Source organism: Mycobacterium sp. (genome assembly GCF_004298145.1).
Taxonomy (GTDB): domain Bacteria; phylum Actinomycetota; class Actinomycetes; order Mycobacteriales; family Mycobacteriaceae; genus Mycobacterium.
In genome coordinates this window covers 17,028-37,013 of record NZ_SCRH01000052.1, presented here as the reverse complement: position 1 = coordinate 37,013, position 19,986 = coordinate 17,028, and the positions used below count along the sequence as shown (strand labels likewise).

The following is a 19,986-nucleotide window of genomic DNA, read 5'->3' as shown; positions in this document are numbered from 1 at the left end:
GGACCGCTCGCGAAGAGAAGTCACCGTCTGCGTTGGCGGGAGATTTCGGCCAGCACCACCCCAGCGGCCACCGAGGCGTTCAGCGATTCGGTGTTCTGAGCCATCGGAATGGACACGACCTCGTCGCAGTTCTGCCGCACCAACCGCGACAGCCCTTTGCCTTCCGACCCCACGACGACCACCAACGGGTCGGTGCCGTCCATGTCATCGAGCGTGGTGTCCCCACCGGCGTCCAGTCCGATCACCCGCAGTCCGCGATCCGCCCAATCCGTCAGTGTCCTGGTCAGATTGGTGGCCCGGGCCACGGGCACGCGGGCCGCGGCGCCGGCGCTGGTGCGCCAGGCCACCGCCGTCACCGAGGCCGACCGCCGCTGGGGGATCAGCACACCGTGGCCACCGAATGCGGCGACCGAACGGACGATGGCGCCCAGGTTGCGGGGGTCGGAGATATTGTCCAGCGCGACCAGCAGCGCGGGCGGCGAACCGGTTGTCGCGTCGAGCAGATCGTCGGGGTGGGCGTAGTTGTACGGCGGCACCTGCAGCGCGATGCCCTGGTGCAGGTGGTTGCTGGTCATCCGATCCAGGTCGGTGCGTGGTACCTCGAGGATCGAGATACCCAAATCAGCTGCGCGGGAGACGGATTCGGTGAGCCGTTCGTCGGCCTCGCTACCCAGCGCCACGTAGAGCGCGGTCGCCGGCACGCCGGCGCGCAGGCATTCCAGCACCGGATTGCGGCCCAGCACCGTCTCGGTTTCGTCGGTGCGCTTGGTGGGGCGCCGTGACGGCGACTGGGCGCGCTTGGCGGCGGGGTGGTTGGGGCGCAGGTGCGCGGGCGGCGTGGGGCCGCGGCCCTCCAGCCCGCGGCGGCGCTGGCCGCCCGAGCCCACGGTGGGGCCCTTCTTGGTGCCCGCCTTGCGGATTGCCCCACGGCGTCGCGAGTTGCCGGCCATTTACTCGGCCCCTACTGTTCTGGACCGGCCTGCAGCGACCACTGCGGCCCGTCGGCGGTATCGGTGACCTCGATGCCGGCGTACTTGAGCCGATCCCGGATCTCGTCGGCGAGCGCCCAGTTGCGCTGCTCGCGCGCCTTCTGCCGATTCTCCAGCTCCGCGTGCACCAGCACGTCGACGGCGGCCAGCGCCGCCGAGGTCTCGTCGCGGGATTCCCAGCGTTCGTCGAGGGGGTCACAGCCCAGGATGCCCATCATCGCGCGGATCGCCCGGGCATGCTGCAGCGCGCCGTCGTGATCGCCGGTGTCCAGGGCGCGGTTGCCTTCGGCGCGGGCCTGGTGCACCTCGGCGAGCGCGGCCGGCACGGCCAGGTCGTCGTTGAGGGCCTCGGCGAACCGCGGCGTCCATTCGCCGGGCTCGACGGCGCCGACCCGCACCCGCACCCGGTGCAGGAATTCCTCAACCCCCACATAGGCTTTCACCGCGTCCTGCAGAGCGGTGTCGGAGAATTCCAGCATCGAGCGGTAGTGGGCGCTGCCCAGGTAGTAGCGCAGCTCGGCTGGTCGCACCCGCTGCAGCATCGCCGGGATGGCCAGCACATTGCCCAGCGATTTGCTCATCTTCTCGCCGCCCATCGTCACCCAGCCGTTGTGCAGCCAGTAGCGGGCGAAACCATCGCCGGCGGCACGGCTCTGGGCGATCTCGTTCTCGTGGTGAGGGAAGACCAAGTCCATTCCGCCGCAATGGATATCGAATTCCGTACCCAGATAGGCGCGGGCCATCGCCGAGCATTCCAGATGCCAGCCGGGGCGCCCGCGGCCCCACGGTGTGGGCCAGGAGGGTTCGCCGGGCTTGGCCGCCTTCCACAGGGTGAAGTCGCGCTGATCGCGTTTGCAGGTGGCCGCGCCTTCGCCCTGATGGACGTCGTCGATCTTGTGGCCGGACAGTCGCCCGTACTCCGGGTAGCTGAGCACGTCGAAGTAGACGTCCCCGCCGGCGGCATACGCGTGATCGGTTTCGATCAGGCGTTGCATCAACTCGACCATCTGGGTGACGTGGCCGGTGGCCCGCGGTTCGGCCGACGGCGGCAGGACGTCCAGGGCGTCGTAGGCAGCGCTGAAGGCGCGTTCGTAGGTGGCCGCCCATTCCCACCATGGCCTGCCCGCCGCGGCCGCCTTGGTGAGGATCTTGTCGTCGATATCGGTGACGTTGCGGATGAAGGCGACATCGCAGCCGCGCGCGATCAGCCATCGGCGCAGGATGTCGAAGGCCACTCCGCTGCGGACGTGGCCGATGTGCGGAAGGCCCTGGACGGTGGCACCACACAGGTAGATGGAGACATGGCCCTCGCGCAGCGGAACGAAATCACGGACAGCACCGGCTGCCGTGTCGTGTAGCCGCAAGCGGGCGCGATCGGTCACGACGTGCCAGCTTACCGGGTAGTTCCCCGGCGCCCGGCGCTGTGCGCGCTTAGCCCGTGGGGACCACCAGTGCCGTGGCGATGGCGGCCAGGCCCTCACCGCGTCCGGTCAGCCCCAACCCGTCGGTCGTCGTCGCGGACACCGATACCGGCGCCCCCAACAATTCCGACAACACTCGCTGCGCCTCGGCGCGGCGTGGACCGACCTTCGGCCGGTTCCCGATGATCTGCACGGCGGCGTTGGAAACCCGGAATCCTGCGCCCGTCGTGAGGCCGGCGACGTGGCGCAGCATGTCCGCGCCGCTGACGCCCTTCCAGCGCGGGTCGTCGACCCCGAACACGGCGCCCACATCGCCGAGCCCGGCCGCCGACAGCACCGCGTCGCAGAGGGCGTGCGCCCCCACGTCGCCGTCGGAATGCCCGGCGCAGCCGTCGGCGTCGGCGAACAGCAGGCCCAGCAGCCGGCACGGCCGCCCCGGTTCGATCGGGTGCACGTCGACGCCCAGGCCGACCCGCGGCAGCGGAAGCATCCCGTTCACCGGCGCACGATCGCGTCGGCCAGCAACAAATCGAGCTGGGTGGTGATTTTGAACGCCAGCGGGTCACCGTCGACCACCTGAACCTGCCCGCCGACATGTTCGACCAGCGACGCGTCGTCGGTGAAGCCGGCCGCACCGGCGCCGGCCCGATAGGCGCGCAGCAGCAGTTCGGTGGCGAACCCCTGCGGCGTCTGCACCGCACGCAGCCCGGCCCGCTCCGGCGTCCCCAGGACCACCCCGTTGGCGTCCACGGCCTTGATGGTGTCATGCAGCCGCAGGGCGGGCACGACGGCGTCGTGGCCGGCCCGCAGGGCCTCCACCACGCGGGTGATCAGCGCCGGAGGGGTCAGCGCCCGCGCCGCGTCGTGCACCAGCACGAAGGCGGGCACGGCGGTCGCGGGGAGAGCCGCCAGGGCCAGGCTGACGGATTGGGTGCGGTCGGGCCCGCCGGCCACCACAGTGGCCCGATCGGCGAGGACCCGCTTGGCCTCGTCGATCCGGTCGACGGGGACGGCCACCACAACGTGATCGACCACGCCGGATTCGAGCAAACCACCGACGGCGCGCTCCAGCAGGGTGCGGCCGGCAAGCTCGCAGAATGCCTTGGGAATTCCGGCGGCGAGCCGTTCCCCCGACCCTGCGGCCGGTACGACGGCGATTACGTTGCCTGAGCTGCCCGTCTCCGGGGCCACCGAAGCGTCAGGACCTTCAGGAAGCGGCGGCCAGAACCTCGTCGAGGATGGTCTCCGCCTTGGCGTCGTCGGTGCTCTCCGCCAACGCCAATTCACCGACCAGAATCTGGCGGGCCTTGGCCAGCATGCGCTTCTCGCCGGCGGACAGGCCACGCTCCTGGTCGCGACGCCACAGATCGCGTACTACCTCGGCCACCTTGTTGACATCGCCGGAGGCAAGCTTTTCGAGATTGGCCTTGTAGCGGCGCGACCAGTTCGTCGGCTCTTCGGTGTGCGGAGCGCGCAACACCTGGAACACCTTGTCGAGACCTTCTTGTCCGACGACGTCGCGGACGCCAACGTACTCAGCGTTATCGGCGGGAACTCGAACGGTCAGGTCGCCCTGCGCCACCTTCAAGACGAGATATTCTTTTTGTTCCCCTTTGATCGTCCGGGTTTCGATCGCCTCGACTAAAGCAGCACCGTGATGTGGGTAAACAACGGTGTCGCCGACCTTGAAGATCATCTGATTCGAGCCCCTTTCGTTACTTCATCCTAGCACGGCCGCCTAACCACGCGCGAAGCAACGATGCAGGTCAGGGGCACAACACGCGCAGATTAGGGGTTGACATGGGGAGCAAGTCGTGCAGTGCAGCACATTACCAACGCCCTCGTTCGGCGTCGGGAGCGACCCAGAAATCCCTGGCGCCGCGCTCCCGCGCTGGTCCCGCGCCCCGCGCTACCGCGCGCGAGGGGGTGCTACTACTGTGCATAGTTGCATAGGTGGAACCGGTCCAGCAGGAGGCTTGAGAGAGTGAACCGCTTCAAGATCCGCCTCGGCCTTCCCGCGTTCGCGACCCGGGTCGCCGGCGCCGGCGTGGTGGCCGTCGCGGCCGCCCTGCTCAGCGGTTGCGGGGCCGGTCAGGTCTCGCAGATGGCGGTGCAGGAACCCGCGATCAACGGCAACAAGGTCACGTTCAACCACGTGGCGTTGCGCGACATCCGCATCCAGGCCACGCAGACGGGCGACTTTCTCCAGCCGGGCCGAACGGTGGACCTGGTGCTGGTGGCCGTCAACCAGTCGCCGAGTGCCTCCGATCGACTGATCGGCATCACCAGCGACATCGGCACAGTGGCGGTCAGCGGCGACACCCGGTTGCCCGCCGGCGGGATGCTGTTCATCGGCACGCCCGAGGGCCAGAAGGTGGCGCCGGGCCCGATCGATTCCAGCACCGCGGCGAAGGCGACCGTGACCCTGGCCAAGCCCATCTCGAACGGCCTGACCTACCACTTCACGTTCAATTTCGAGAAGGCCGGGCAGGCCACCGTGGCGGTGCCGATTTCGGCCGGTCTGATCGCGCCGGAGCAAAATCACGCGGGGTAACCGCCTGTCGTGACGGGGGCTTGTCGTAGCGGCTCGATACCGTCATCACGTGGCAACCGCGCGCTCTCAATACCGCTGCTCGGAATGCCGGCATGTCACCGCGAAGTGGGTCGGCCGCTGCCTCGAGTGCGGCACCTGGGGCACCGTTGACGAGGTCCCGGTGCTCAGTGCCGTCGCCGGGCGCCGCGCCGGCCGGGCGGCGTCGCGGGCCGTGCCGATCACTTCCATCGAGCCCAATACCAGCCAGCACCGCTCGACGGGCGTAGACGAACTCGACCGGGTGCTCGGCGGGGGCGTGGTGCCCGGTTCGGTCACGCTGCTGGCGGGCGATCCGGGCGTGGGCAAGTCGACGCTGTTGCTCGAGGTCGCGCACCGGTGGGCGGAATCCGGCCGCCGCGCCCTGTACATCTCCGGGGAGGAGTCGGCCGGCCAGATCCGGCTGCGCGCCGACCGCATCGGGTGCGGCGGTGACGAGGTGTACCTGGCCGCCGAATCCGACCTGCACACGGTGCTCGAGCACATCGCCACGGTCAAGCCCGCGCTGGTGATCGTGGACTCGGTGCAAACCATGTCCACCACCGAGGCCGACGGCGTCGCCGGCGGCGTCACGCAGGTACGCGCGGTGACCTCGGCGCTGACCGCCGCGGCCAAGGCCAATGGGGTTGCGCTGATCCTCGTCGGGCACGTCACCAAGGACGGGGCCATCGCCGGGCCGCGTTCCCTCGAGCACCTCGTCGACGTGGTCCTGCACTTCGAGGGCGACCGAAACGGCTCGCTGCGGATGGTCCGGGGGATCAAGAACCGGTTCGGCGCCGCCGACGAGGTCGGGTGTTTCCTGTTGCACGACAACGGGATCGAAGGGGTCGCCGACCCGTCGAACCTGTTCCTGGATCAGCGCCCGGCGCCGGTCCCCGGCACCGCGATCACGGTGACGCTCGACGGGAAACGTCCGCTCATCGGCGAAGTGCAGGCGCTGCTGGCCACGCCGTCGGCCGGCTCGCCGCGCCGCGCCGTCAGCGGCATCGACCATTCCCGGGCCGCGATGATCACCGCGGTTCTGGAAAAGCACGCGAAAATACCCATCGCGGCCAACGACATCTACCTGTCCACCGTCGGCGGCATGCGGCTGACCGACCCGTCGTCGGATCTGGCCGTCGCGGTCGCGTTGGCTTCCGCGCTGGCCGATCTGCCGCTGCCCACCACGGCGGTGATGATCGGCGAGGTGGGACTCGCCGGGGACCTACGGCGGGTCAGCGGCATGGAGCGGCGGCTGAGCGAGGCCGCGCGCCAGGGGTTCGCCATCGCGCTCATCCCGCCGGGCTGCCGGGGAGTGCCGCGCGGCATGCGCGCGCTCACCGCGCCCACCATCGTCGCGGCGCTGGAACACATGGTCGACATCGCCGACCACCGCGGCGGCAAGCTCGCAATGCCGCACCGGCTGGACGCGTGACGCGATGGGCCGCAGAATGCACGCTGTGAGTCGTCCGACCCTGCGCGAGACCGTCGCCCGCCTGGCACCGGGTACCGGGCTGCGTGACGGCCTGGAACGCATCCTGCGTGGCCGTACCGGCGCGCTGATCGTGCTCGGCAACGACGAAAATGTCGAAGCGATCTGCGACGGCGGCTTCGCACTGGACGTGCGTTACGCGCCGACCCGGCTGCGCGAGCTGGCAAAGATGGACGGCGCCGTCGTGCTGTCCACCGACGGCAGCCGCATCGTGCGGGCCAACGTGCAGTTGGTTCCGGACCCGTCGATCGCCACCGACGAGTCGGGAACCAGGCACCGTTCCGCGGAGCGGGCGGCGATCCAGACCGGATACCCGGTGATCTCGGTGAGCCACTCGATGAACATCGTGACCGTCTACGTGGCCGGGGAGCGCCACGTGGTGGCCGATTCGGCGACCATCCTGTCGCGGGCCAATCAGGCGATCGCCACTCTGGAGCGGTACAAGATCAGGCTCGACGAGGTCAGCAGGCAACTATCGCGGGGCGAGATCGAGGATTTCGTCACGCTGCGCGATGTGCTGACGGTGGTGCAGCGACTCGAGTTGGTCCGGCGGATCGGCCAGGTGATCGACAACGACGTGGTCGAACTGGGCACCGACGGGCGCCAGCTGCGGCTGCAGCTCGACGAACTGCTGGGCGGCAACGACAACGCCCGGGGGTTGATGGTGCGGGATTACCACGCCAGTCCGGAGCCGCTGTCCGAAGCGCAGATGACCGCGACGCTCGACGAGCTGGATGCGCTGTCGGATACCGAGCTGCTCGATTTCACCGCTCTGGCAAAGGTTTTCGGATATCCGACGACGACGGAGGCACAGGATTCGGCGGTCAGCCCGCGCGGCTACCGCGCGCTGGCCGGCATTCCCCGGCTGCAGTTCGCCCACGCCGACCTACTGGTCCGCTCCTTCGGGACGCTGCAGAACGTGCTGGCGGCCAGCGCCAGCGACCTGCAATCGGTCGACGGCATCGGCGCGATGTGGGCCCGCCACGTGCGGGAAGGGTTGTCGCAGCTGGCGGAGTCGACGATCACCGACTCCCTGAGCTGAGCGGAACCGGAAAAGCTCAGCCGGCCGGCGGGGGCATCGGCGGCGCCTCCGGCTGCGGCACGGCCCCGGGCTGACCCGGCCCGGGCACCGGACCCGGCGGCGGTGGGGGCTGGTTCATGATGAACGGAACCGGCATCGAGCGCAGATTGCCCAGCTGTACGACCAGGTTGTAGGTGCCCGGCCCGATCGCCGGTCGCGGTAGCGGGCAGTGCGGCGCCGAGCCCATGCCCGTCCACGTCACCGCGGTGGTCACCTGCTCGCCCGGCGTGAAGGTCTTGATCAGCGTCTCGTTGGACGGCGCGCAGTCCAGGTTCGACCACAACCGCTTGTTGTCCAGCGAGTAGACGTAGGCCGCCAGCACCGCGGCCCCGACGTCGCGCTTGCACGCGACCAGCCCGATGTTGGTGACGACCATGGTGAACTTCGGCTGGTCACCGATGAAGTATTGGGGCGCGTTGGTCAGGCCCTTGACCGCCAGCGTCGAATCGGGGCAGTCATCGCCCTCCTTCAGCACCGGCGGCGGCTGCACCGCTGCGGTGGGGGTGGGCGTCTCGGGGTTCTGGCCCTGCGCCGGCGGCACCCCCGGGGCGGGCCGCTCGGGTCCCGCCGGTGGAGGCGCCTGGGGCGCGGGCGCCCCCGGCTTGCTTTGAGCCGAGTTCGGCTTGTCGGCGCTGGCGGGCTTGGCTCCCGTGCTATGCCCCATGAACGCGATCACGACGGCGGCCACGATCCCGACCACGACGACCGCGATGCCCACGGCCAGGCCTCTGCGCCGCCAATAGATCTCGGTAGGGAGCGGGCCCCGCGGTTCCAGATCGAGCACATTTGCAGCGTAGGCCCAGGTCACACCGATTTGGTTGACCCGCCCCGGCGTGTCGCCAGGTTTGCCGGTCAATCGCTGTGTTAGTGGCGGGCCGAGTGCGGCCGCACTCGGCCCCTATTCGCCGCTATTCGCCGCTATTCACCGATGTCGCCAACGTGGTGGCATAGCGCCGCCCGCCCATCGGCAAGGTGGTAGGTGGCCCCGGCCACCGCCACCGTGCCCGCGGCCACCCGCTCGGCGATCGTGGTCGATCGCGACACGAGCTGCGTCACGGTTTCGCGTACGTGTCGTGCCTCGAACTCGTCCACGCGGCTCAGACCCTCACTGCGGCCCATCAGGATCGACGGCGTCACACGCTCCACCACATCGCGCAGGAATCCGCCCGGTATGGTGCCCTCGTCGATCGCGGCCAGGGCCGCCTTGACGGCGCCGCAGCTGTCGTGACCCAGCACGACGATGAGCGGCACGTCGAGCACCGCCACGCCGAACTCGATGGAGCCGAGGACCGCCGAATCGATGGCCTGCCCGGCGGTGCGCACCACGAACATGTCGCCCAGGCCCTGGTCGAAGATGAGCTCGGCGGCCACCCGGCTGTCGGCGCAGCCGAACACGACCGCGGTGGGCTTCTGCCCCGTGGCCAGGCTGGCCCGGTGCTCGACGCTCTGGCTGGGATGTTGCGGCTTACCGGCGACGAATCGCTCGTTACCCTCTTTGAGTGACTTCCAAGCGGTTATCGGACTGGTGTTAGGCATGCCAGAGATTGTGCCGCAACCCGCCGCGGCGGGCCCGGAATTCATATCAGTCACCAATGTTCTCGACTGGTACGCCCGGTCGCGCCGCGATCTGCCCTGGCGGGATCCCGGGGTCAGCGCCTGGCAGATCCTGGTCAGCGAGTTCATGCTGCAGCAAACGCCGGTGGCCCGGGTGCTGCCGATCTGGCCGGATTGGGTGCGGCGCTGGCCGACCCCGTCGGCGACGGCCGCGGCCAGTGCCGCGGATGTGTTGCGCGCCTGGGGCAAGCTGGGCTATCCGCGCCGGGCCAAGCGCTTGCATGAGTGCGCCACCGTCATCGCGCGCGATCACGACGACGTCGTTCCCGACGACGTCGACACCCTGCTGACACTGCCCGGAGTCGGCAGCTACACCGCGCGCGCCATCGCCTGCTTCGCCTATCGCCGGCCGGTGCCGGTGGTGGACACCAACGTGCGCCGGGTCGTCGCGCGCGTGGTGCACGGGCTGCCCGACGCCGGCGCGCCGTCGGTGACCCGCGACCACGCCGACGTGTCCGCGCTGCTGCCGGATGACGGAACGGCACCGGAATTCTCCGCCGCGCTGATGGAGTTGGGGGCGACGGTGTGCACCGCGCGCACACCGCGATGTGGACTGTGCCCGCTCGGCCGGTGCGCGTGGCGGCACGCCGGCTTTCCCGCCCCGCAAGGGCCGCCGCGGCGCGTGCAGACCTACGCCGGCACGGACCGGCAGGTTCGTGGCCGCTTGCTGGATGTGTTGCGCGCCAAGGATTCCCCGGCCACCAGGGCGGAGCTGGATGTGGCGTGGCTGACCGATACCGCGCAGCGGGACCGTGCGCTGTATTCGCTGCTCGCCGACGGCCTGGTGACACAGACGCGCGACGGCCGGTTCGCGTTGGCCGGCGAGGAGTAGCGGCGGCTCTCAAAGGTCATTGCCGGCGTAGGACTGGTTGAAGCTTTTGTTGGCCAACGGGAAGTCGGGAACGATGGTGTCGGCCATCGCGACCGGCAACGCGGGCCAGTTGAACCACGACGGGTCGACGATTTTCGCGCGGGTGATGCGGTTGGCGGCGTCGGTTTCCACCCGGTGAACGATGGTGCCACGCCAGCCCTCGACGATGCCGACCCCGCTGCGGCCCTGGCGCGGCGTCGGCATGGTCACCGCGTATTCGCTTGGGCCGGAATGTGATTCGATCAGGTGACACGCAATATCGGTGGACGCGGCGAATTCCTCATGCCGCACCGTGTAGCGCGCCAGCACGTCACCCGCGTCGGATCGCGCCGCAACGACGGGTAGCGCAGTGGTGGGGTGCTCGAGCCGGGCGTCGGTATGCACTCCGCTCGCCCGCGCAACGTAGCCCAGACAGCCGAGGGCCTCAGCGTCCTCGCGGGGCAGCACGGCGGTGCCAGCGAACCTGTCGTATACGAGGGAGTTACGCAGGGTCAGTTCGGCCACCTCGGCGACGTCGGCTGCAATAGCGCGCAACAGGCCGGCGTCGGGCAGCGCCTTCACCGCGACCCCACCAGGGCGGACAGCGCCGCGCAGCAGCCGATGCCCGGTGACCGACGCGTTGAGCCGCAGCAGTTGTTCGCGAATGCGTTGAGCGTGCACGTTGGCCAGCCCGAATCCGACGTCGTTGGCGAGTGCGCCCAGGTCGGTGACGTGGTTGTAGAGGCGTTCCAGCTCGACGAGCAGAGCCCGCAGCCGGTGCGCCTCGTCGGGAACCTCCACGCCGAGCGCGTCTTCGACGGCAAGGCTGTGGGCGAGTGCGTGGGCAGCGGAGGTGTCACCGCTGACCCGTTCGGCCAGCTCGACCGCACCGTCGGCCGGGCGGTGTTCGAACAGCTTTTCCAGGCCCCGGTGGACGAACCAAAGCCGGGCCTTGAGGCGCACGATGGTTTCGCCGGCGACCGAGAAGCGGAAATGGCCCGGCTCGATCAGTCCCGCGTGCACCGGCCCCACCGGGATTTCATAGACCCCCGGCCCCTCGACGGTGACGAACGGAAAGTGGCCGGCACCTGCGAATTCCGGAGGCGGTGCGGCGGCCCCGCGCATGGGGTGCCAATGCTGCGGCCAGTGCGCATGGCGCACCAGCCGCCGCAACTTGGGATGTCCGACGGGTCGAATCCCGTACAAATCCGCCATCTCGCGCTCGAACCGGCCGGCCGGAAACGACAGGTACGCCAGCGAGCGCACCGCCGGGTCATGACTTGGCACAACGCATTCCAGTTCGATACGACGGTCCGGCGCGCCGGCGAGAAACAGGTAGATGATGCGGAGAACGCTGTCGTCGTCATGTGCGGCCACCAGGCCCAGTCGAAATCCGTCGTCCAACAGCTGCTCCGACACGTTGGCCAGCTCGTCCTGCGACAGCCTGTGCCGGGTGAAGTCATGGTTCACGGCGATGCCCCGACGATCCTCGCTGCGGAGGTGAACAGGCCGGCGAGCGGACCGGCGGTTACCCCGAGGGCTATCGATGCCGCGACACCGAGAAGTAATGCCGCGGCGATCGTTTCCGGCACAACGATTTTCGGTGCCATCCCCGATGCGTCGGTCACGCTGCCGAGCAGGATACGGCCCGAGTTGCGCACCAGCGCGGCAAAGCCGATCGCGATCGCGAGCATGCCCGCACCCAGAACCCAGGTCAGCCGCGCATCGGCGAGGGATCGGGCGATAGCCAGTTCGCTGGCGAACATCGCGAACGGCGGCAACCCGAGCAACACGATGACACCGACGGCGATGGACAAACCTATTACGCGGGAGCGCCGCAGCACGGCGGTGATGTCGGCGATGGCGGTGGAATTGTGCGCCGCCTGCAACTGGCCGCTGGCCAGGAACAACACCGTCTTCCCGATCCCGTGCGCGAGCACGTGCAGCAGCAGTGCGGCGATCGCCAGCGTGGTACCGGCGGCCGCGGCGATCGCGATCAGGCCCATGTTCTCCATCGAGGAGTAGGCGAGCATGCGTTTGATGTCGGGTGTCACGGTCAGCATCAGGGCAGCGATGACCAGCGTCGCCAGTCCGATCACCAGTAGGCCCGACCGCATGAAGGCAGCCCCGGTCGCCGTGTCGATGATCGGTTTGATGCGTACCAGCACCGAGATGGCGACCGACAGCAGCACCCCGCTCATCAGCGCCGAAACGGGCGCCGGGGCCTGGCTGTGAGCGTCGGCCAGCCAGGTGTGGAACGGGAAAAGCCCGGCCTTGGCGCCGTATCCGATCAGTAGCAACCCGCTGGCCAGTCGCGCGACACCGGAATCAAGGTTCGCCGCGTGCGCAGCCAACGCGTCCAGGTTCAGTGCCGCGGCGGCAGGGGCGCCGGCGTGCTCGGCGGCGTAATACAGCAGCACGGTCCCCAGAAAAGCGATCGCGATACCGACCGAGCAGATGACGACGTATTTCCAGGTCGCTTCGAGCGCCGTACGGGTGCGGCGATGCCCGACCAGAAAGGCGGTGATCACCGTGGTGGCTTCAATTGCGACCCAGATGACTCCAATGTTGTTGGCGCCCACCGCGACAACCATCGCCGCCAGAAATGCCGCGGTCAACACGCCGTACGTTCGCGCGCCGCGCGCGTCGGTGTGGCCGTGAGCGAGTTCGGTGTCGATGTAACCGATGCTGGCCCACGTCGCCAGTGTGGCAACGGTTCCGATGACGATCAGCATGGTGACGCTCAGCGCGTCCACCCGCAGCAGGCCACCCAGGACGAGCCGGGTCCCGGACCCGACACCGCAACCCAGCGCCACCCCACACGCCAAAACCGTTGCCGCCGAGAGCACGGTCAGGGCCGCGGTTGCCCGACGCCACCCGCCGATCAAGGTCGCGATCGACGCGGCAATCGGGGTGAGGATCGCGGCGAGAAGTAAACCGGTCATCAGTCGTGCAACTCCTGCAGTGCGTCGAGGTCGGCGCCGCCGAAGGCACCGGTCAGGCGCCCGGTCAACACGCCGATCACGAGAAGCGCGAAAAGGATGTCCAGGGAGGCGCCGAGTTCGACGATGAGGGGCACGCCCGCAGTGAGCAAGAAGGCGGTGGCGGCAATCCCGTTGTCCAGCATGAGGAATCCAGCGGCCTGCGACACCGCATGCCGCCGCGTGACCATGACGAGCAGCGCGATGAGGACCGCCGCGGAAGCGGCCGGGACCGCGGTGGTGGTGGCCCCCGGCTGCAGGTTCACCAGGGAACGCGTGGCGGCGAACGCCACCAGCGTCAAGGCGGCGGTGATCAGCAGCGATGTCGCGGTGTTGACCAACGGCGTGGCCTCGCGGTGACGATCCGGCGTGGCGCCGGCCGCGCGAGCCAGCAGCCGCGGCAGTATCACCGCCCGTAACGCGAAGACCGCCAGGCCGACGGCGATAAGTGCGGCATCGCGGGTGTACACACCGCGCAGGATGGGGATTGCCGATAGGGCGACTCCCTGCCACGCCAGCAGGTGCACGATGGCGCCCAGATCGCGGCGCCACACGACCAACACGGCGACCAAGATCACCCCTCCGGCCGCGAAGTCGACGAGTACGGCAAACGTGTTGGACGTCATGCCGGCGCCCCGAAGAAGTTGGCGGCGATCACCGCGAGCAACGCCAACACGAATGACCCGGCCAGCAATTCGGGCACCCGGAAGAGCCGAAGCTTGGCCATGAATAGCTCGACGGTGGCCAGGACACCTGCCAGGACGGCGACCTTCGCGGCCACCGCCGCAAAGCCGATGACAAGGTCGACCGCGCCGGACCCGCTGCCCGCGATACCCCACGGCGCGAACAGGTTGGCCAACAGCGCCAGCAGCACGGTCAGACGCATGCCGGCCGCCCACTCGACCAAAGCCAGGCGGGGACCGGCGTATTCCAGGACCATCGCCTCGTGGACCATTGTCAGCTCGAGGTGAGTTGCCGGGTTATCCACCGGAAGGCGCCCGGTCTCGGCGACGATCACGATCACCAGGGCGACGAAGGCCAGCACTGCGGCCAGTGACACCGCCTCACCGGGATGGGCGATGGTATGTGCAACCAGCGCACCGAGATTGGCTGACCCCGCCGGGATGGAGAGCGCGAAGACCGCGAGCAAGATGGTGGGCTCGACCAACGCGGCGATGGTGATCTCGCGACTGGCCCCCATGCCGCCGAACGAGGTGCCGGTGTCGATTCCGGCCAGGGTCAACGCCACGGTGCCCAAGAACAGCAGGCCGACGACGGCAACCAAGTCGGCGCTGGTGTCCAGCGGCGATCCGGTCGCGACGAGCGGTGCGATCGCGGCGACCAGCAGCGTCGACGCGGCGACCAGGACGGGGGCGGCCGCGAACACCACCGTCGTGCCGAGCGGTTTGATCTGTTGCTTGCCAAGCTGTTTCACGATGTCACGCCACGGCTGCAGGATGCCCGCACCGACGCGTCCCTCCCAGCGGGCCCGCACCTGCCGGGTCAGGCCCACCACGAGCGGGGAACCGGCGACCACCGCGCCGAGCTGCACCGAACCCGCGGCGTAGGACAACCCGTTCATCGAGCGACCACCAGCACTGTCAGGACGCCGAGCGCACCGTAAGCCAAATACAGGTGGACGCTGCCGGTGTGGGCGCGCCGCACCATAGCCGCGGCGGTCGCCACCATCTGCAGCACCGGCGAATAGAAGCGTTCCTCTATCGCATCGGCGATGCGGGTGCGATAGACGATCTTCTCGGCGAAATACCTCGACTCGGCGGCGTGCGTGATCTCGATATCGGTGTCGGGCCGCAACACGTCGTCGAAGACTCGCTGCAACGGTTCGGCGAAAGAGGTTGCGGTGTATTGCATGCGGGCGGTGAGACCGTCTGCGCCACACGCCCATAGCGGTAAATCAGCGGGTTCGGGCCGAATCCGCCTACGCCATTGCGCGAGCGCGGCCACGGTCAGCGCGGCCACGCCCAACGCGGCGGCGATGATCCCGGGCGCTACCGACCCCTGCAAACCGGGCAGCCGCACCAGGGTGCCGAAATCGGTGAACTGCGCCGCCCGCGCCGCGGGTAGCGCGGCGAGCGCCCGGCGCAGTGCGGGCGCGACAACCGAGGGCACCAGCGCGAGAACCACACAGGCGGCCGCCGCGAAGACCATACCGGCCACCATGCTGGGCGCCGCCTCACGCGCGCGGGCGGCCCCGTCGCTGCGCGGCCGTGCCAGAAACCCGATCCCGAACGCCTTGACCATCGCCGCCACGCCCAGACCGGTGGTGAGTGCGACGGCACCCACGGCCAGCGGCGTGGTCAAAGCCAGGAGGGTGGCGTGGCCGGAAGCCGTGTGGATCAGCGACTGCACCAGCAACCACTCGCTGAGGAACCCCGCCCCGAGCGGCAGCCCACATGCCCCGAGCGCGGCCACCCCGAACAGGATGGTGGTCGCCGGCATTCGGCGGGCCAGACCACCCAACCGATCGAGGTCACGCAGCCCCGTCGCTTCCAGTACCGACCCGGCCGCCAGAAATCCGAGACTCTTGAACGCCGCGTGCGCTATCAGGTGCAGCATGGCCGCGGCCGCGGCGATCGCGGCGGGCCCGGTGGCGCCGGACGCCGCGAACAGGGTCGCGGCCCCCAACGCGAGTGTGATCAAGCCGAGATTCTCGGTTGTCGAATACGCCAGTAGCCGTTTGAGATCCGTGGCCACCGACGCTTGCACCACGCCGTAGAGCGCGGAGACCGCACCGACCGCCATCAGGGTGAGTCCCCACCAGCGTGGCCCCGGTCCGAGCAGCTGCAGATCGATCCGGCAGATGCCGTACACCCCGAGGTTGACCATCGCCGCGCTCATCAGCGCCGACACCGGGCTGGGCGCTTCCGGGTGAGCGCGCGGCAACCACGCGTGCAACGGCACCAGACCGGCCTTCGACCCGAACCCGGCCACTGTCAAAACAAAGACCGCGGTGGCGGTGCCCGGCGAGATCCGGTGCAAATCGGCGAATCGGTCCGCGCCGCCGGCGGCTGCCAGCACCACCAACCCAACCAGGATCGACACGAAACCCAACTGGGTCATCACGGCGTACACCAGCGCGGCGGAGCGAACCTCCGGACGGGTGTGCTCAGCCAGCACCAGCACCAATGACGCGACCGCCATCAATTCCCACGCGAACAAAAACGTCGTCGCCGCCCCCGCGGCGGGCACCAGCAGCATCGCCGCGACGAACACCGGCAATGCGGTCAGCGTGACCCGGCTCAGCTGCCCGTGCCGGGCATACCCGATCACGTAAACACCGACCGCGACCGCGACCGCCCCCGCGATCGACATGAAGAACCCGCCCAGCGGATCCAGATCCAGCTGGACCCCGGACAGCGGAAGCAACCAGCCGATGTGAACCGCACGAACCGTGCCGAACATTCCCAGCAGGCCCGTCCATACGCCGCCGGCACCAAGCAGCGATGTCAGGGTACCCGCCAGCGCGGGCCCGAAGTCGCTGCGGCGCACCAGCTCCGGCCCGGTCGCCTCGCTGGTCGGCAGTTCTGCGGTCACTTGCCGGTCACCGACCTCAGCGCGGCGACGATCTGGCTCGGGGTCGGTGGACATCCCGGGATCTCCACGTCGACGGGCACCACATCGGCAACCGCCCCGACGACGCCATAGGCGTCTTTGAAGACGCCCCGGTTCAGGGCACAGTCGCCACAGGCAATCACCCGACGGGGGCGCGGCGTGGCGGCGACCGTGGTCTGTAGTGGTCCGGCCATGTTGCGTGTCACGACGCCGGTCACCAGCAGCGCATCCGCGTGGCGGGGCGACGCCACCAGGCGCGCCCCGAACCGCTCGACGTCGTACACCGGTCCGAACGCGCCGGAGATCTCCACTTCGCATCCATTGCACGAACCCGCGTCGACATGCCGGACCTGAACCGAACCCCGCACTTCGGCAATCGGTTTCATCGACTCGTCCGGTGCGGGTGCGGCGGGTTCGGTGATCCGGCCCACCCGCAGGACCTTGCCGATCCAGCCCACTGACCTGCTCCGCCCTACTCCGCGCCACCGGCGCGCAGGTCCTCCAACACCGCGACGCGATCGCTGAGCACCCCGCTGAGAACCTTGCGCGCCACCAGCAGCAGCTCGGCAATGTCCGGCGAGGCGATCGAGTAGATCATGGTGTTGCCGTCCCGCAGCGCGTCGACCACGCCGGCCCGGCGCAGCACACCCAGCTGCTGCGACAGATTCGACGATTCCAGGCCAACCTCGGGCAACAGCTCGCCGACCGACTTGTCGGCCGCCACCAACAGCTCGAGAATCCTGATCCGCGCCGGATGCCCCAACGTCTTGAAGAACTCGGCCTTGAGCTTGTACAACGGCTCCGACACGGCGCCAATCTCCTGACAACTACATAATTTCTTGATTCGAACAATTGAAGAAGTTATCAGATGTTGTTGCGGTCTTCATCTCGGGCACCGACGTCCCAGCTGTGATCAGCGCCGCCGATCCGGCGCGGCCAGGAAAGCCTCCACCGCTTCGCGGTATTCCCCGGGCGCTTCGTCGTGGATCAGGTGGCCGGCTTGCGAAACCCGCAAATACATTGCCGCGGTGCCGGTTTCGAACATTTCTTGCATCTGTCCCGGGGGTGTGACCGAGTTACCGGCCTCGATGAGCAGCGCCGGGACGCGCACCGCCCGCCACTGCGCCCAGTAGTCCCGGGTGCCCCATTCCGCGGCGATCTCGAGCCATCGCGAGGTGTGTCCGTGCAGCCGCCAACCGGTTTCGGTGCGGTCGAACGCCTCCAGGAAATACCGCCCGGCGACGGGCCCGAATTCGGCGAATACCTGCTCGGCGGAATCGAATTCGACCGGAAGTGCATGCAGCCAGGGCTCCCACGGTCCGGTGGTGCGGCCGCGGAAATCCGGCGCCATGTCCTCGAGCACCAGGGCGGAAACCAGCTCGGGGCGCTCGGCGGCCAGGCACCACGCGTGCAGGGCGCCCATCGAATGCCCGACGATCCTGACCCGCGCGCCCAACGCACTGACCGCGTCGCCCAGGTCTGCCACGAACCGTTCGGTGCTGATCGGGTGCGGATCGTCGACGCCGCGACCCCGGTGCCATAGCGCGTCGTAGCTGTAGACGGTGCCCAGGCGGGTCAGCCACGGCAGCTGACGCGTCCACGTGGTTCCCCGCCCCATCAGCCCATGCGCCAGCACCAATGGCTCGCCGCGTCCCCCGTGACGGGTCAACAGTTCGCTGGGCATGTCACCATCTTGCGTGGACCGCCCTCGTTGAAAGGTGCGGGGGGCGGGGTAGCCTAGCGGCATGCCGCCAGTGGTGAAGATCAACGCAATCGAAGTTCCCGCCGACGCCGGCCCCGAACTGGAGAAGCGGTTCGCCCACCGCGCGCATGCGGTGGAGAATCAGCCCGGCTTCCTCGGCTTCCAGTTGCTGCGCCCGATCCAGGGCGAGGACCGCTACTTCGTGGTGACGCACTGGGAGTCCGACGAGGCGTTCCAGGCGTGGGCCAAGGGTCCCGCCATCGAAGCTCACGCCGGCCATCGGGCCAACCCGGTGGCGACCGGGGCGTCGCTGCTGGAATTCGAGGTTGTGCTGGACGTTGCCGCAAACAAGCAGGCTGGCTAGCGGGCGGTCGGCCTGGCGCCGCGCACTGGCGCTGAGCGCCGCCACCGCATTGGTAGTGACACTGGCGCCCGGTTGCGCCCCCTCCCCGTCGCCGCAGGCGAATGCGGCGAACCCGGGGCGACAGATCGACACCCGCACCCCGCCCGGCATTCGGGCCCAGCAGACGTTGGACATGCTCAATTCGGACTGGCCCATCGGACCGGTCGGAGTCCGCACGCTGGCGGTGCCCGACAAGGTCGAGTCGGTGGAAACCACCATGGAGGCGCTGTGGTGGGATCGCCCGTTCACCCTTGACGGTGTCGACATCGGCGCGAGCGTCGCCACCCTGCACCTGACGTCTTCCTACGGTGCCCGGCAAGACATCCGGATCCACACCGACGACGGCGGGTGGGTGGACCGGTTCGACCTGGACACCCAGGCGCCGCCGGTCAGGTCGTGGCACGATATCGACGCGGTGTTGAGCAAGACCGGCGCCCGCTACTCCTACCAGGTCGCCAAGGTCAACCCGTCCGTTCAACGCCACTGCAACCCGGTGGCGGGCACCAACACTCGCGAATCTCTGCCCCTGGCATCGATTTTCAAGCTGTACGTGTTGCACGCTCTGGCCGGTGCCATCAAGAACGGAACGGTGTCCTGGGACGACCAGCTGACCGTCACGGACAAGAGCCGCGCCGTCGGGTCGTCGGGCTTGGCGCTGCCCACCGGTGCCCACGTCTCGGTTCGCACGGCCGCCGAGAAGATGATCGCCACCAGCGACAACATGGCAACCGACCTGCTGATCGGAAAAATGGGCACGAACGCCATCTCCGAGGCGCTCGCCACGGCCGGCCATCACGACCCGGCCAGCATGACTCCCTTCCCCACCATGTACGAGCTGTTCTCGGTCGGCTGGGGCAGACCGGACCTGCGCGGCCAATGGGAGCACGGATCCCCGCAAGTCCGAGCCCAGCTGCTCGAGCAGGCGAACTCCACGCCGTATGACCCGGATCCGACGCGCGCTCACTCGCCGGCATCCTCTTACGGCGCGGAGTGGTACGGCAACGCCGAGGACATCTGCCGAGTCCATGCGGCGCTGCAGGACGACGCCGTCGGCGCGGCCGCGCCGGTGCGAGAGATCCTCTCCGCGGTCTCCGGTATCCAGCTGGACCACAAGGTGTGGCCCTACATCGGCGCGAAAGCCGGTGGCCTGCCGGGCGATTTGACGTTTAGCTGGTATGCCGTCGACAAGACGCGGCAGCCGTGGGTGGTCAGCTTTCAGCTGAACTGGCCGCGCGATCATGGGCCGACCGTGACCGGCTGGATGCTGCAGGTCGCCAAACAGGCCTTCGCGCTGATCGCGCCGCGCTGACG

At 68.9% G+C, this 19,986-nt stretch carries 21 protein-coding genes; 6 read left to right on the top strand and 15 right to left on the bottom strand.

Translation table 11 applies throughout. The annotated features are described in order from the left end of the window. Window positions 1-20 precede the first annotated feature (20 nt). Genes rlmB through carD form a run of 5 tightly spaced genes read right to left on the bottom strand, consistent with a single transcriptional unit; the run spans window position 21 to window position 4,106 of the window. On the bottom strand, window positions 21-950 hold the full coding sequence (rlmB, locus tag EPN51_RS21715; RefSeq protein ID WP_293046810.1) for a 23S rRNA (guanosine(2251)-2'-O)-methyltransferase RlmB: 930 nt from the start codon (window positions 948-950) through the stop codon (window positions 21-23). Between the two features lie 11 nt (window positions 951-961). Continuing rightward, entirely contained in the window at window positions 962-2,371 is a 1,410-nt protein-coding gene (gene cysS, locus EPN51_RS21710; RefSeq protein ID WP_293046808.1) for a cysteine--tRNA ligase, read from the bottom strand. A 49-nt stretch (window positions 2,372-2,420) separates the two neighbouring features. Next, a complete protein-coding gene (gene ispF, locus EPN51_RS21705; RefSeq protein ID WP_293046995.1) occupies window positions 2,421-2,900 on the bottom strand; it encodes a 2-C-methyl-D-erythritol 2,4-cyclodiphosphate synthase in 480 nt (159 codons plus the stop codon). Between the two features lie 5 nt (window positions 2,901-2,905). Beyond that, window positions 2,906-3,601 (bottom strand): 2-C-methyl-D-erythritol 4-phosphate cytidylyltransferase, encoded by a 696-nt coding sequence (ispD, locus tag EPN51_RS21700; RefSeq protein ID WP_293046806.1) that lies wholly within the window; start codon window positions 3,599-3,601, stop codon window positions 2,906-2,908. A gap of 16 nt (window positions 3,602-3,617) precedes the next feature. Continuing rightward, complete coding sequence (gene carD, locus EPN51_RS21695; protein ID WP_007166539.1) at window positions 3,618-4,106, bottom strand: RNA polymerase-binding transcription factor CarD; 489 nt, start codon at window positions 4,104-4,106, stop codon at window positions 3,618-3,620. A 288-nt stretch (window positions 4,107-4,394) separates the two neighbouring features. Here carD and EPN51_RS21690 point away from each other — a divergent pair, with 288 nt between their 5' ends. From EPN51_RS21690 to disA, 3 genes are read left to right on the top strand one after another with little or no spacing between them, the layout of a single operon-like run. Further along, window positions 4,395-4,964 carry a hypothetical protein gene (locus tag EPN51_RS21690; protein WP_293046745.1) on the top strand — a complete coding sequence of 190 codons (570 nt, stop codon included), beginning with the start codon at window positions 4,395-4,397 and terminating at the stop codon, window positions 4,962-4,964. Between the two features lie 49 nt (window positions 4,965-5,013). Beyond that, a complete protein-coding gene (radA, locus tag EPN51_RS21685; RefSeq protein WP_293046743.1) occupies window positions 5,014-6,414 on the top strand; it encodes a DNA repair protein RadA in 1,401 nt (466 codons plus the stop codon). A gap of 16 nt (window positions 6,415-6,430) precedes the next feature. Further along, on the top strand, window positions 6,431-7,513 hold the full coding sequence (gene disA, locus EPN51_RS21680) for a DNA integrity scanning diadenylate cyclase DisA (RefSeq protein WP_293046742.1): 1,083 nt from the start codon (window positions 6,431-6,433) through the stop codon (window positions 7,511-7,513). Window positions 7,514-7,529: 16 nt separating this feature from the next. Here disA and EPN51_RS21675 read toward each other — a convergent pair whose 3' ends face one another. Together EPN51_RS21675 and EPN51_RS21670 are read right to left on the bottom strand one after the other, a co-directional pair. Continuing rightward, the gene (locus EPN51_RS21675; protein WP_293046740.1) at window positions 7,530-8,336 is read right to left on the bottom strand and encodes a hypothetical protein; all 807 of its coding nucleotides are present in this window, start codon (window positions 8,334-8,336) and stop codon (window positions 7,530-7,532) included. Window positions 8,337-8,470: 134 nt separating this feature from the next. Beyond that, window positions 8,471-9,088, bottom strand: coding sequence for a carbonic anhydrase (locus tag EPN51_RS21670; protein WP_293046739.1), 618 nt, complete (start codon window positions 9,086-9,088; stop codon window positions 8,471-8,473). On the opposite strand from EPN51_RS21670, the gene EPN51_RS21665 reads away from it, so the two are divergent. Next, window positions 9,087-9,998 (top strand): A/G-specific adenine glycosylase, encoded by a 912-nt coding sequence (locus EPN51_RS21665; RefSeq protein WP_293046737.1) that lies wholly within the window; start codon window positions 9,087-9,089, stop codon window positions 9,996-9,998. The genes EPN51_RS21670 and EPN51_RS21665 overlap by 2 nt on opposite strands. Before the next feature lie 9 nt (window positions 9,999-10,007). Here the strand turns inward: EPN51_RS21665 and EPN51_RS21660 are convergent, their stop codons facing one another. The 8 genes from EPN51_RS21660 to EPN51_RS21625 all read right to left on the bottom strand — a co-directional run bounded on the left by EPN51_RS21660 (window position 10,008) and on the right by EPN51_RS21625 (window position 18,254). Next, complete coding sequence (locus tag EPN51_RS21660) at window positions 10,008-11,486, bottom strand: NADH-quinone oxidoreductase subunit C (RefSeq protein WP_293046736.1); 1,479 nt, start codon at window positions 11,484-11,486, stop codon at window positions 10,008-10,010. Continuing rightward, on the bottom strand, window positions 11,483-12,961 hold the full coding sequence (locus tag EPN51_RS21655) for a proton-conducting transporter membrane subunit (RefSeq protein ID WP_293046734.1): 1,479 nt from the start codon (window positions 12,959-12,961) through the stop codon (window positions 11,483-11,485). The genes EPN51_RS21660 and EPN51_RS21655 overlap by 4 nt, the downstream gene beginning before the upstream one ends. After that, the gene (locus EPN51_RS21650) at window positions 12,961-13,623 is read right to left on the bottom strand and encodes a hypothetical protein (RefSeq protein WP_293046733.1); all 663 of its coding nucleotides are present in this window, start codon (window positions 13,621-13,623) and stop codon (window positions 12,961-12,963) included. Before EPN51_RS21650 ends, EPN51_RS21655 begins: the two co-directional genes overlap by 1 nt. Continuing rightward, window positions 13,620-14,570 (bottom strand): respiratory chain complex I subunit 1 family protein, encoded by a 951-nt coding sequence (locus EPN51_RS21645; protein WP_293046993.1) that lies wholly within the window; start codon window positions 14,568-14,570, stop codon window positions 13,620-13,622. Before EPN51_RS21645 ends, EPN51_RS21650 begins: the two co-directional genes overlap by 4 nt. A gap of 5 nt (window positions 14,571-14,575) precedes the next feature. After that, window positions 14,576-16,480 (bottom strand): proton-conducting transporter membrane subunit, encoded by a 1,905-nt coding sequence (locus tag EPN51_RS21640; protein ID WP_293046991.1) that lies wholly within the window; start codon window positions 16,478-16,480, stop codon window positions 14,576-14,578. Between the two features lie 68 nt (window positions 16,481-16,548). Next, the gene (locus EPN51_RS21635) at window positions 16,549-17,028 is read right to left on the bottom strand and encodes an oxidoreductase (protein WP_293046731.1); all 480 of its coding nucleotides are present in this window, start codon (window positions 17,026-17,028) and stop codon (window positions 16,549-16,551) included. A gap of 14 nt (window positions 17,029-17,042) precedes the next feature. After that, a complete protein-coding gene (locus EPN51_RS21630) occupies window positions 17,043-17,378 on the bottom strand; it encodes a lsr2/espR transcriptional regulator (RefSeq protein ID WP_293046729.1) in 336 nt (111 codons plus the stop codon). 105 nt (window positions 17,379-17,483) lie between these two features. Beyond that, window positions 17,484-18,254: an alpha/beta hydrolase gene (locus tag EPN51_RS21625; RefSeq protein ID WP_293046728.1), complete on the bottom strand. Its 771-nt coding sequence runs from the start codon at window positions 18,252-18,254 to the stop codon at window positions 17,484-17,486. 61 nt (window positions 18,255-18,315) lie between these two features. On the opposite strand from EPN51_RS21625, the gene mhuD reads away from it, so the two are divergent. Continuing rightward, entirely contained in the window at window positions 18,316-18,636 is a 321-nt protein-coding gene (mhuD, locus tag EPN51_RS21620) for a mycobilin-forming heme oxygenase MhuD (protein WP_293046727.1), read from the top strand. Further along, the gene (locus EPN51_RS21615) at window positions 18,611-19,984 is read left to right on the top strand and encodes a class A beta-lactamase-related serine hydrolase (RefSeq protein WP_293046725.1); all 1,374 of its coding nucleotides are present in this window, start codon (window positions 18,611-18,613) and stop codon (window positions 19,982-19,984) included. The genes mhuD and EPN51_RS21615 overlap by 26 nt, the downstream gene beginning before the upstream one ends. Window positions 19,985-19,986 lie beyond the last annotated feature (2 nt).

What these genes read in the sequence shown, in the direction of transcription:
- EPN51_RS21655 (WP_293046734.1), bottom strand. Translation starts at nt 12,961, where the DNA reads ATGACCGGTTTACTTCTCGCCGCGATCCTCACCCCGATTGCCGCGTCG.
- EPN51_RS21670 (WP_293046739.1), bottom strand. Translation starts at nt 9,088, where the DNA reads ATGCCTAACACCAGTCCGATAACCGCTTGGAAGTCACTCAAAGAGGGT.
- EPN51_RS21665 (WP_293046737.1), top strand. Translation starts at nt 9,087, where the DNA reads ATGCCAGAGATTGTGCCGCAACCCGCCGCGGCGGGCCCGGAATTCATA.
- carD (WP_007166539.1), bottom strand. Translation starts at nt 4,106, where the DNA reads ATGATCTTCAAGGTCGGCGACACCGTTGTTTACCCACATCACGGTGCT.
- EPN51_RS21650 (WP_293046733.1), bottom strand. Translation starts at nt 13,623, where the DNA reads ATGACGTCCAACACGTTTGCCGTACTCGTCGACTTCGCGGCCGGAGGG.
- mhuD (WP_293046727.1), top strand. Translation starts at nt 18,316, where the DNA reads ATGCCGCCAGTGGTGAAGATCAACGCAATCGAAGTTCCCGCCGACGCC.
- rlmB (WP_293046810.1), bottom strand. Translation starts at nt 950, where the DNA reads ATGGCCGGCAACTCGCGACGCCGTGGGGCAATCCGCAAGGCGGGCACC.
- EPN51_RS21625 (WP_293046728.1), bottom strand. Translation starts at nt 18,254, where the DNA reads ATGCCCAGCGAACTGTTGACCCGTCACGGGGGACGCGGCGAGCCATTG.
- ispF (WP_293046995.1), bottom strand. Translation starts at nt 2,900, where the DNA reads ATGCTTCCGCTGCCGCGGGTCGGCCTGGGCGTCGACGTGCACCCGATC.
- disA (WP_293046742.1), top strand. Translation starts at nt 6,431, where the DNA reads ATGCACGCTGTGAGTCGTCCGACCCTGCGCGAGACCGTCGCCCGCCTG.